This window comes from Burkholderia sp. E168m23, assembly GCF_016586125.1.
GTDB classification, from domain to species: domain Bacteria; phylum Pseudomonadota; class Gammaproteobacteria; order Burkholderiales; family Burkholderiaceae; genus Burkholderia; species Burkholderia orbicola.
The window spans coordinates 1-11,529 of record NZ_BCPP01000110.1; the positions used below are offsets into that span (position 1 = coordinate 1).

The 11,529-nt window shown below is 67.3% G+C and carries 10 protein-coding genes and 1 pseudogene; 4 read left to right on the plus strand and 7 right to left on the minus strand.

From position 1 onward, the window contains the following. Positions 1-365, minus strand: a pseudogene (gene argS, locus JMF90_RS08615) (arginine--tRNA ligase); the annotation flags it as partial. Positions 366-565: 200 nt separating this feature from the next. Here argS and JMF90_RS08620 point away from each other — a divergent pair. Then, on the plus strand, positions 566-889 hold the full coding sequence (locus JMF90_RS08620) for a DUF1840 domain-containing protein (protein WP_006489103.1): 324 nt from the start codon (positions 566-568) through the stop codon (positions 887-889). 314 nt (positions 890-1,203) lie between these two features. Here the strand turns inward: JMF90_RS08620 and JMF90_RS08625 are convergent, their stop codons facing one another. The 6 genes from JMF90_RS08625 to JMF90_RS08650 all read right to left on the minus strand — a co-directional run bounded on the left by JMF90_RS08625 (position 1,204) and on the right by JMF90_RS08650 (position 8,749). Continuing rightward, positions 1,204-1,791, minus strand: a complete 588-nt coding sequence (locus JMF90_RS08625; RefSeq protein ID WP_054928091.1) for a hypothetical protein — start codon at positions 1,789-1,791, stop codon at positions 1,204-1,206. Between the two features lie 187 nt (positions 1,792-1,978). Beyond that, positions 1,979-4,708 carry a methionine synthase gene (gene metH, locus JMF90_RS08630; protein WP_372237119.1) on the minus strand — a complete coding sequence of 910 codons (2,730 nt, stop codon included), beginning with the start codon at positions 4,706-4,708 and terminating at the stop codon, positions 1,979-1,981. Between the two features lie 29 nt (positions 4,709-4,737). Further along, positions 4,738-5,805: a homocysteine S-methyltransferase family protein gene (locus JMF90_RS08635; protein WP_006477666.1), complete on the minus strand. Its 1,068-nt coding sequence runs from the start codon at positions 5,803-5,805 to the stop codon at positions 4,738-4,740. 201 nt (positions 5,806-6,006) lie between these two features. Beyond that, positions 6,007-6,264: a DUF3567 domain-containing protein gene (locus tag JMF90_RS08640; protein ID WP_006477667.1), complete on the minus strand. Its 258-nt coding sequence runs from the start codon at positions 6,262-6,264 to the stop codon at positions 6,007-6,009. A gap of 253 nt (positions 6,265-6,517) precedes the next feature. Continuing rightward, positions 6,518-7,774, minus strand: coding sequence for a DUF3108 domain-containing protein (locus tag JMF90_RS08645; RefSeq protein WP_201325045.1), 1,257 nt, complete (start codon positions 7,772-7,774; stop codon positions 6,518-6,520). 108 nt (positions 7,775-7,882) lie between these two features. Next, positions 7,883-8,749: an IclR family transcriptional regulator gene (locus JMF90_RS08650; protein WP_011546324.1), complete on the minus strand. Its 867-nt coding sequence runs from the start codon at positions 8,747-8,749 to the stop codon at positions 7,883-7,885. Positions 8,750-8,878: 129 nt separating this feature from the next. Here JMF90_RS08650 and JMF90_RS08655 point away from each other — a divergent pair, with 129 nt between their 5' ends. From JMF90_RS08655 to JMF90_RS08665, 3 genes are all read left to right on the plus strand, one after another. Further along, entirely contained in the window at positions 8,879-9,871 is a 993-nt protein-coding gene (locus JMF90_RS08655; protein ID WP_201317027.1) for a fumarylacetoacetate hydrolase family protein, read from the plus strand. Positions 9,872-10,001: 130 nt separating this feature from the next. Further along, on the plus strand, positions 10,002-10,829 hold the full coding sequence (locus tag JMF90_RS08660) for an enoyl-CoA hydratase/isomerase family protein (protein WP_011546322.1): 828 nt from the start codon (positions 10,002-10,004) through the stop codon (positions 10,827-10,829). Positions 10,830-10,910: 81 nt separating this feature from the next. Next, positions 10,911-11,529: PhaM family polyhydroxyalkanoate granule multifunctional regulatory protein (locus tag JMF90_RS08665; protein WP_201325046.1), on the plus strand; the 619-nt coding region annotated here is incomplete at its 3' end.

Genomic DNA, 11,529 nt, shown 5'->3' on the forward strand with positions numbered 1-11,529 from the left:
GTGCCGAACGCGCGGCCCTGCTCGAACACGGCGGCGATCACCGCCTGTTTCGCGGCGGCCGACAGGCGCAGGTTGATGAAGCCGGGCCCGGCGATCTCGGCGGCTTCGACGAGGCCTTGCGCGGCCGGCTGCGCGGTGAGGGCGGCGACGATCTGCTCGGCGAGCTGGCGCGGATTCGTGCCGAGCGGCTTCGCGAGCTGCATCGCGACGTTGCACGCGACGTCGCCGTGCGCGGCGACCTTCGGGCGCTCCAGCGTGATGGCGGGGGCGACGAATGCTGCGTCGGCGCCTTTCAGCGCGTGTGCGACCTGCTTGACGCTATCCGCGAGCAGGGCTTCGAGGGTCTGTTTGTGTGCTGGCAGCATGCTGGTAGAAGGCTTCGTTGGTGGCGGCCGGAAACGCCGGCCCGCCGGCACGCTTTTTAAGCGCGCGTTTCAGGGATCGCAGAATTTTAACAGGTGCTAATATGCCGCTCAGGCGGCCCGCGTCCGCGAGGCCGGACGCCGGTCTGCCGGCGTTCCCCAACCGCGCCGCGCAGGCACAACAAGATGAAAAGGGAATTGTCATGATTACGTTCAAGAGCAAGGCGGCACAGGATCTCGACGTGCTGAAGGATTTCGCCGTGTATGTGCTGGGTCTCGTCGGCAAGCAGCTGGGCGAGCGCGGTGTGATCACGCACGACGAACTGGACCACGCGATCGCCAAGCTGGAAGGCGCGGTCGCGCAGGCGAAGCAGGAGCGCGCCGAGCACGCCGGCCATTTCCACGAGGACGAAGCCGACCACGCGCACCATGAAGTGCCGCCGAGCCTGGCGCAACGCGTCGCGCCGTTCCTGACGATGCTGCGCGAAGCGAAGGCCGGCCAGGCCGACGTGCACTGGGGCTTCTGAGCTTCCTTCTTCCTTGCTTGGCAGATCGAAAGGTTCGCCAGACAGGAAAAAGCCCGCTTTCGAGCGGGCTTTTTCTTTTGTCTGATGAAAATTTATGTCGAGCGGATGGCGTGCGCGAAATCGGGGCGGTAGCGCGGCGCCTGCCTTGACCGAAGGATGAAATCCCTTATAATTCAACGCAAGACTATGTGAAAGCGGGTGCGAAAACATAGCGCCGCCCGGGCAACCGGGTCCCACCTGGAGTGGGTATTTCGTCGAACGACGGAAAGAGAATCCCGCATGCGACGGCTGCCGAAAGGCGGCCGTTGGTTTTTCTACGCCCGGATCTTGCGGCCTTCGAGGCTTGCTCGCAGCAACGTGCGCAGCGCGACTTTCCGGGCTTCCCGCTGGCGCCGGTTCAGGCCGCCATCCAGCATGTAGGCCGACTGTACGCGCAGGATGAGCCGGCGTTTCCTGATCCGGTCCTTCGAAACCTCGAAGAACACCGCATACACGCGTTGCGTGCCGTCCGATGCGACCGCTTCCACCGTCACGAAATTGGGTTGCCGTTCATCCGCGACGACGATCCGGCGCGTCGCCAGCCCGACGATCACGCCGCGCAGCAGCTCCCGTGACGCGCGGTACCGGTCTGCGCAGAGCACGCGCGTTTCGCGGCCATCGTCGTAGATCTCGTCATCCGGAATGGTGTCGCGGGTGCGTCCGTCCCATTTGAGGCTGCGCGTAAAGCAGTGGCAGGAGAACAGGACCAGAACCGTCACGTCGAAGCCGGTTTCCAGATCGCAGGTGAATGCCAACGGACGCAGATGGCTCAGATCCCAGCGCTCGCCGCGGTAGATCGTCGGCGGGAACGGGCTCGCGCTGTCCGCTGGCGTTTCGGTGATCCGGATCTCGAAGGTCGACATGGCAGGAAGAACTGAGGGAGAAGGGCGCGTTATGTCGCCCACGCGCGTTGGCCCGAAAGCCCGGCGTTGCAGGACTTCGATCTCGATTATTGAGATTAGTTATCCTGATAAATCAAGTCGTTGTGCGACGCGCCCCTGGATCGGGGCGCGTGGCGATGGAAGCGGCGGGTCGCCGCAGTCGACGCGGTTACAGTTGCGGCGCGAGCGCGCGGCGCGCGTCGTCCAGCGACAGCGCCATGCGTTGCGCGTAGTCTTCGAGCTGATCCTGCCCGATTTTGCCGACCGAGAAGTAGCGGCTGTCCGGGTGCGCGAGATAGAAACCCGACACGCTCGCCGCCGGCAGCATCGCGAGCGAATCCGTCACGCTCATGCCGATCTCGTCCGCGTGCAGCACGTCGAACATGTCGCGCTTCACGAGGTGGTCGGGGCAAGCCGGATAGCCGGGCGCCGGGCGGATGCCCGCGTACTTCTCGGCGATCAGCGCGTCGTTGTCGAGCGTCTCGCCGCTCGCATAGCCCCACAGTTCGCGCCGCACGCGCGCGTGCATCGCTTCGGCGAACGCTTCCGCGAAACGGTCGGCGAGCGCCTTCAGCATGATCGCGCTGTAGTCGTCGTGGTCGGCTTCGAACTGCTTTTCCTTCACGTCGACGCCGAGGCCGGCCGTTACCGCGAACATCCCGATGTAGTCGGCCACCCCCGACTCCTTCGGCGCGATGAAGTCGGCGAGCGAACGGTTCGGCCGCATCACGCCGTCGACCACCGGGCGCACGCTCTGCTGGCGCAGGTTGCGCCACGTGAGCAGCACTTCCGAGCGTGACTCGTCGCTGTAGATCTCGATGTCGTCGTCGTTGACCGTATTGGCCGGCAGCAGCGCGATCACGCCGTTCGCGGTCAGCCAGCGGCCCTGGATCAGGCGCGCGAGCATCGACTTCGCGTCGGAGAACACGCGCCGCGCCGATTCGCCGACGATCTCGTCGTTCAGGATCGCCGGGTACGGGCCCGCGAGGTCCCAGGTCTGGAAGAACGGGCCCCAGTCGATGTAGTTCGCGAGCTCGTTCAGGTCGTAATTCTTGAACACGCGGCGGCCGATGAACTTCGGCTTCACCGGCTGGTAGCCGGCCCAGTCGACCTTGGTCTTGTTCGCGCGTGCTTCGGTGAGCGTGACCATCGGCTGCGCCTTGCGGTTCGCGTGCTGGTCGCGGATGCGTTCGTAGTCGGACTTCAGCTCGTCCAGATACTTCGCCGCGCCTTCGTCGGACAGCAGGTTCGACGCGACCGACACCGAGCGCGACGCATCCGGCACGTAGACGACCGGGCCCTCGTAGTGCGGCGCGATCTTCACGGCCGTGTGCACGCGCGACGTCGTGGCGCCGCCGATCAGCAGCGGAATCTTCTTCACGCGGAAGTAGTCGTCGCGCTGCATTTCGGACGCGACGTACGCCATTTCCTCGAGGCTCGGCGTGATGAGGCCCGACAGCCCGATGATGTCTGCGCCCTCGACCTTCGCCTTCGCGAGGATCTCGTTGCACGGGACCATCACGCCCATGTTGACCACTTCGAAGTTGTTGCACTGGAGCACGACCGACACGATGTTCTTGCCGATGTCGTGCACGTCGCCCTTCACGGTCGCGATGACGATCTTGCCCTTCGCGCGCACGTCGCCGCCCGCTTCCGCGAGCAGGCGCTTTTCTTCCTCGATGAACGGGATCAGGTGCGCGACCGCCTGCTTCATCACGCGCGCCGACTTCACGACCTGCGGCAGGAACATCTTGCCCTGGCCGAACAGGTCGCCGACGATGTTCATCCCGTCCATCAGCGGCCCTTCGATCACGTTGATCGGACGGCCGCCGGCCGCGGCGATCTTCGCGCGCACTTCCTCGGTATCCTCGACGATGAAGGTCGTGATGCCGTGCACGAGCGCATGCGAGAGCCGCTTCTCGACCGGCTGGTTGCGCCACTCGAGGTTCTCTTCCTTCTTCGCGCCGCCTGCCTTGAACTTGTCGGCGATCTCCAGCAGGCGATCGGTGGAGTCGTCGCGGCGGTTTAGGATCACGTCCTCGACGCGCTCGCGCAGTTCGGGGTCGAGATCGGCGTACACGCCGAGCTGGCCCGCGTTCACGATGCCCATGTCCATGCCGGCCTGGATCGCGTGATACAGGAACACGGTGTGGATCGCCTCGCGCACCGGGTCGTTGCCGCGGAACGAGAACGACACGTTCGACACGCCGCCGCTCACCTTCGCGTGCGGCAGGTTCTGCTTGATCCAGCGGGTCGCCTCGATGAAGTCGACCGCGTAGTTGTTGTGCTCCTCGATGCCGGTCGCGACCGCGAAGATGTTCGGGTCGAAGATGATGTCTTCGGGCGGGAAGCCGACTTCATTCACGAGGAAGTCGTACGAGCGCTTGCAGATCTCGGTCTTGCGCGCGTAGGTATCGGCCTGGCCGGTTTCGTCGAACGCCATCACGACCGCGGCCGCGCCGTAGCGGCGGATCAGGTTCGCGTGGTGGCGGAACGCGTCCTCGCCTTCCTTCAGCGAGATCGAGTTCACGATCGCCTTGCCCTGCACGCACTTGAGGCCGGCTTCGATCACCTCCCACTTCGACGAGTCGATCATGATCGGCACGCGCGCGATGTCCGGCTCCGACGCGATCAGGTTCAGGAAGCGCACCATCGCCGCCTTCGAATCGAGCATCGCTTCGTCCATGTTGATGTCGATCACCTGCGCGCCGTTCTCGACCTGCTGGCGCGCGACGGCGAGCGCCTCGTCGAACTGGCCGTTGAGGATCATCCGTGCGAACGCCTTCGAGCCGGTGACGTTGGTGCGTTCGCCGACGTTGATGAAGAGCGTCCCGGGCGTGACGTTGAACGGCTCGAGGCCGGCAAGGCGCATCATGTGATCGGTCATGGCGGTGCGAATTCTTTTGATGAAGGACGTGGGGCGGTCGGTCAGGCGTTGTCGCTGTACTGGTTCGGCCAGCGACGCGGCTTCACGTCGGCGAGCGCCTTCGCGATCTCGGCGATGTGTTCGGGCGTCGTGCCGCAGCAGCCGCCCGCGAGGTTCACGAGCCCGGCCTGCGCGAATTCCTTCAGCAGGCCCGACGTGACGTCGGGGGTTTCGTCGAAGCCGGTGTCGCTCATCGGGTTCGGCAGGCCCGCGTTCGGGTAGCACGACACGTAGGTGTCGCACAGCTTCGCGAGCTCGGCGATGTACGGGCGCATCAGCGCCGCGCCGAGCGCGCAGTTCAGGCCGAACGTGAGCGGCTTCGCATGACGCAGCGAATTCCAGAACGCCTCGACGGTCTGGCCCGACAGAATGCGGCCCGACGCATCGGTGACGGTGCCCGAGATCATGATCGGCAGGCGCTCGCCGGTGTCCTCGAACAGCTCGTCGAGCGCGAACAGCGCGGCCTTGGCGTTCAGCGTGTCGAAGATCGTCTCGACGAGGAACAGGTCGACGCCGCCGTCGAGCAGCGCCTTCGCCTGCTGGTAGTACGACGTGCGCAGCTCGTCGAACGTGACGTTGCGCGCGCCCGGATCGTTGACGTCCGGCGAGATGCTGGCCGTCTTCGGCGTCGGCCCGATCGCGCCGGCGACGAAGCGCGGCTTGTCCGGCGTCGCGTATTTCGCGGCCGATTCGCGTGCGAGCTTCGCCGATGCGACGTTCATCTCGACGACGAGATCTTCCATCCCGTAGTCGGCCTGCGCGACGGTCGTCGCGCCGAACGTGTTGGTTTCGACGATGTCGGCGCCGGCCGCGAAGTACTGGTCGTGGATCTCGCGGATGATCTGCGGTTGCGTGAGCGACAGCAGCTCGTTGTTGCCCTTGATGTCGCGCGGAAAATCCTTGAAGCGCTCGCCGCGATACGCGGCCTCGTCGAGCTTGTAGCGCTGGATCATCGTGCCCATCGCGCCGTCGAGGATCAGGATGCGCGATTTCAGCAGCGCGGGCAGGGCGGCGCCGCGCGTGTAGCGCGCGTCGAGCGGGACGGAAGCGGCGAGAGGAGTCGCAGACATGGGCGGAAGACCGGCGAAGACGGAAAACCGTCATTGTAGCCGGTGCGTCAAGGGGGCGCGGGCCCTCGCCGTGCCGGCCTGGCGGCCCGCCAAATGAAAGCCCCCGCCGGCGAGCCGGACGGGGGCAGGATCGGAGTGCACGCGGCGCCGCATCGATGCGCGGCGAATGGCCCGGCCGCGTGACGCGCCGGGCCGCGCTCGTCAGTGCAGCACGACGGGCATCATCATCAGGCTGTCGAATTGTCCGAGGAATTCGTCGACCTCGTCGAGCGACGGTTCATCCTCGATCAGCTGCTTCACGTGTGCGCGGAATCGTTCGGCAAGTTCGCCGTCGATGAAGATTTCGCGCTGCGCGTTCTTGTCGACGATTTCGTATCCGCCGGCATTCATCAGGTGATGGCCGGCCTGCGGCGCAAATTCGACGACGCAGTAGTTGGGGCTGTTGTAGATCATTTGCATGGCGGCACTCCTCTTCGCAGTGGCATCTGGCCTTGTTGTCCCCTAGGTGGGGCAAGCCTTGCCGGTTTCAAGGGGCTTGCGCTGCACACCCCGTTCTCCCGTTGCGTGGGGTGTATCGGTTAGAAGCCGATGTCTATCAAACGTTTCTCATTGTGAGCCGGTGGACTGAAATAGTTGTTAAAGAGTGTCATCGGCCATTTCCGGGAAATCTGTAATCGGTCGAAATTGCCGATTGGCGCGGATTCACGCGCGTTCACTGTGTGACAGTCGACGAGGCAGGGGGTTGCAGCGTCGCGGGCGGTGCCGCTTGCGCCGGTTCCGCTGGCTGCGCGGGCGATGCATCGGGTGTCGGCGCGGCGGCAGGCGCGTTCGTTGCGCCGGCGGGCGGGGCGACATCGGCAGGCACGCTCGGTGCGGCGAGGCGGCCGTGCCACAGCAGCTCGATCTGCGCCCCGTTCGGCTCGCTCTGCACGAGTCGCGCGGGCAGCCAGCCGAGCGACGGCGCGAGCCACATGTCGATGCGACGCGTGTCGCCGTCGCGCCGCGGCAGGCGCATGAAGTGCCGCGCCGCGATGATGCCGGCCTGCGTCTGCACCTGCTCGTCGCCGATCACGGTGATCGGCCAGGTCTCGCCGCTGTTGTTGTCGATCACGAAGAACTGCTGCGTGACGCCCGGCTTGTAGGCGGCGGGATTGCCGCGCACGAGCCCCGACAACTGCATCAGCATGCTGAAGCGGTCCTGCACGCCGTCGGGCAGCGGCGCGTTGTTCGGCGTGCGCGTGAACACGACTTGCCGGATCTCGCGGTTGAAGATCGCGATGTCTTCCGGCCGCTTGCCGCGCTTCTCGACGTAACGGTCGGGCGCGACGCCGAACGCATCGATGCGGCCTTCGCTGCGATAGGTGAACGGGCCCACGAACGGCACGGGCATCGACACCGACAGGTCGTACGTGTGCCCGTCGGTGCGCCAGTGGATCGTGCCGATCATGTTCTGCATGCCGTTGTAGAACGTGTCGTACTGCAGGTCGCCGGACGGCGGCGCGGCGAACTTCACGCCGCTCGTCGCGGGGCCGGGTGTCGCGGCGCTGGCGCCCGCGGCCGACGCGGCGTGTGCGGCCGAGGCGCCCGAAGCCCCCGGTGTGCCGCTCGCAGCGGACGCGGCCGCCGCCGGCGGTTCGCCGTGCTCGGCCGTCTGCGTCGACGTGAGGACCGGCTCGTGCGACTGCGCGGGTTTCGGCGGGGCGGCCTTGGGCGCGGCCGGTGCGGCCGGACGTTCGACCGGCTTCGGCGCCGGCGGGGCCGGCTGGCGCTCGATCGGCTGCGGTTTCAGCAACTCGATCTGCACGGGGATGTCGGCGGGCGGCGGCGGCGTGAACGATTCGCGATTGCGCATCAGCCAGAACCCGGCGAGCGCATGCAGCACCAGCACGGCGACGAGCGCGACGCCCACGCGCAGCCAGCGGCGGGGCTGGGCGTGAGTCGGGCGAAGGTCGGCAGGCTGCATGGGCATCGAACAGGGTCGGGGCGCGTGGGTGACGTCGGGCGCGCGGCGCGCGCCACAGGAATCGGACCGTCGGATGCGCTGCGCGTTCGCGATGCGTGACGTGAACCGGACGCGTCAGGCGTCGCGTGCGTCGGGACTATAGCCGAGTTCGTAAGACAGTTTCTGCGCGCAGGCGCGCAGCGCGGTGTCGATCTCGCCGCCCCACGCGATGTCGAACGAGCCTTCCTGGCCGAGCGCGACGATCGCGAGCGCGAGTTCGCCGACCGCGTCGAACACCGGCATGCAGAACGCGTGGATCGTCGGCAGCAGCATCCCCTCGACGCGCGCGGCCTGGTGCCGGCGCACGTCGGCGAGCACCGCATCGACTTCGTCGAGCGTGCGCGGGCCGCCGTGGTGCGGCGAGCGGCGCGTATCGGCGAGTTCGCGCTCGAGCATCGCGGCGGTCTTGCTGCGCGGCAGGTACGCGGCGAACAGCAGGCCCGTCGCGGAACCGAGCAGCGGCATCACGTCGCCGAGCTTCAGCGACGCCTTCGCCGGATGGCTCGACTCCATCCAGTGCACGATCGTCGGCCCCTGGTTGCCCCACACCGCGATGCCGACCGTCTGGTCGAGGCGATCGCGGAATTCGGTCAGCGCGATCCGCGCGAGCTTCACGCCGTCGACGCGCGCGAGCCGCGCGAGGCCCATCTGCAGCGCGAAGCCGCCGAGCTCGTAGCGGCCCGAGACGGGGTCCTGCGACACGACGCCGAGCCGCGAGAAGCTGACCAGGTAGCGATGCGCCTTCGCCGGGCTCATGCCCGCGCGCTGCGCGAGATCGCGCAGCATCATCGCGCGCGGCTCGCTCGTCAGCACGTCGAGCAGGCGGAAGCCGACCTCGATCGACTGGATGCCGGAACGGACCTTCTCGCCGTGTTCGCCGGAAGCAGCGTCGTCGGTATCGGAGTCGGCGAGATCGTCGTCGGGAAGCGGGCTGGCGGGCATGGGCAACGGGTGCGCGAAAATGCGACAGGAAACGGGGCGAAAACGGCGTGTGCGATCGTGGCGCGCCGCATGGATTCACCATCGTAAAATAGATTCCCTCCATCGTCACTACAACGGCAGATCCTCCCTATGAAACTTGCTTCGCTGAAGGACGGCACGCGCGACGGCCAGCTGATCGTCGTGTCGCGCGACCTGCACACCGCGGCGATTGCCGATGCGATCGCGCCGACGCTGCAGCGCGTCCTCGACGACTGGGCGTTCTACGCGCCGCAACTGCGCGACCTGTACGACGCGCTGAACCACGGGCGCGCGCGCAACGCGTTCGCGTTCGATCCGGCCAACTGCATGGCGCCGCTGCCGCGCGCGTTCCAGTGGGCCGACGGCTCCGCGTACGTGAACCACGTCGAGCTCGTGCGCCGTGCGCGCGGCGCTGAGATGCCGCCCGAGTTCTGGACCGATCCGCTGATGTACCAGGGCGGCAGCGACGATTTCCTGGGGCCGCGCGACGACGTCGTGTGCCCGTCCGAGGAATGGGGCATCGATTTCGAGGCGGAGGTCGCGGTGATCACCGGCGACGTGCCGATGAGCGTGTCGCCCGACGACGCGCTGAAGGCCGTGCGGCTCGTCACGCTCGTGAACGACGTATCGCTGCGCAACCTGATTCCGGCCGAACTCGCGAAGGGCTTCGGCTTCTTCCAGAGCAAGCCGGCCACCGCGTTCGCACCGGTCGCCGTCACGCCCGACGAGCTTGGCGACGAATGGCGCGAAGGCCGCGTGCACCGCCCGATGATCGTCCACTGGAACGGCAAGAAGGTCGGCCAGCCCGACGCCGGCACCGACATGGTGTTTCACTTCGGCCAGTTGATCGCGCACGCGGCGAAGACGCGCAACCTGCGTGCCGGCTCGATCGTCGGCTCGGGTACGGTGTCGAACAAGGACGCGAAGCGCGGCTACTGCTGCATCGCCGAGAAGCGCTGCCTCGAGACGATCGAGCACGGCGCGCCGCAGACCGAATTCATGCGCTACGGCGATATGGTGCGCATCGAGATGTTCGATGCGGCCGGCAAGTCGATCTTCGGCGCGATCGAGCAGTCGGTTTCCCCGCCCGACGGCGCGGCATAAGCGGCGCGGTACGCAACGCGCCGGCGACACCCGGCTTCGACCCGCGCGCCGGGTTTCGCCCGATGTTTGACCGCGCGGGCTTGGCTACACTCGATTCAAGCGTTCGAGCGCCTCGAACAAGGAGCAGCAGATGGCCGATCTTGCCGCGTACGGCGGTTACGAAGCACTGAAGGTGACGCGCCGCGACCATGGCGTGCTCGACATCGTGATGAGCGGCGAGGGCGCGAACCGCAGCGGCCTCGCGACCGCGAACGCGCGCATGCATCGCGAGCTCGCCGACATCTGGCGCGACGTCGATCGCGATCCCGACACGCGCGTCGCGGTGATCCGCGGCGAAGGCAAGGGCTTTTCGGCGGGCGGCGATCTCGCGCTCGTCGAGGAGATGGCGAACGATTTCGACGTGCGCGCCCGCGTGTGGCGCGAGGCGCGTGACCTCGTCTACAACGTGATCAACTGCAGCAAGCCGATCGTGTCGGCGATGCACGGCCCGGCCGTCGGCGCGGGGCTCGTCGCCGGGCTGCTCGCCGACATCTCGATCGCCGCGAAGGATGCGCGCATCATCGACGGCCATACGCGGCTCGGCGTCGCGGCCGGCGACCACGCGGCGATCGTGTGGCCGCTCCTGTGCGGGATGGCGAAGGCGAAGTACTACCTGATGCTGTGCGAGCCCGTGAGCGGCGAGGAGGCCGAGCGGATCGGGCTGGTCTCGCTCGCGGTCGAGCCGGCCGACCTGCTGCCGAAGGCATACGAAGTGGCCGAGCGGCTCGCGCACGGTTCGCAGTCGGCGATCCGCTGGACCAAGTACGCGCTGAACAACTGGCTGCGCATGGCCGGCCCGACCTTCGATACGTCGCTCGCGCTCGAATTCATGGGTTTTTCGGGGCCCGACGTGCAGGAAGGCATCCGTTCGCTGCGCGAGCGGCGCCCGCCCGCGTTCCCCGGCGACGCGCCGTTCTGACGTGCGCGCTATGATCGAACCACGCGCGGCTGCGCGACGCACGGCGGCCGCCTCGCTCCCCCAGTCAACCAGGATGCCCGTATGACGACCGATGCCTCCGGCGCCAACCCTTTCGCCGGCTTTGCCGGGTTCCAGCCCGCCGACATGATGGACCGGATGTGGGACATGATGCGGATGTCGCCGTTCGGCGGGATGGCGCCGTTTCCGGGCGCCACGCACGGGCTGCCGCCGTCGCTGTCGAGCATGTCCGACATGATGTCGCCGCTCACGAACGTCGAGGAGCTCGACAAGCGGATCACCGATCTGCGCGCGGTCGAGCAATGGCTGAAGCTCAATCTCGGGATGCTGCAGTCCGCGATCCAGGCGCTCGAGGTGCAGCGCGCGACGCTCGCGACGCTGCGTGCATTCGGCGCGTTCGCGCAAAGCTCGATGTCGGCGGCCGAGGAAGCGGCCGTGGCCGCCGCGCAGGCCGCGAAACCCGCGTCGGCGGGCGAGGCCGCACCCGATGCCGCGGCGTCCGCGGCGGATGCGCCGGCGGGCGACCCCGCGCAGCAGTTCGACCCGGCCGGCTGGTGGAACCTGCTGCAGACGCAATTCAATCAGCTCGCGAGCCTCGCGATGGCGCAGCCGGGCATGCAGCCTGCCGCGCCGGACGCCGCGCCGCCGGAGGCCGCCACCGCGCCGGAGCCCGCCGCGAAAT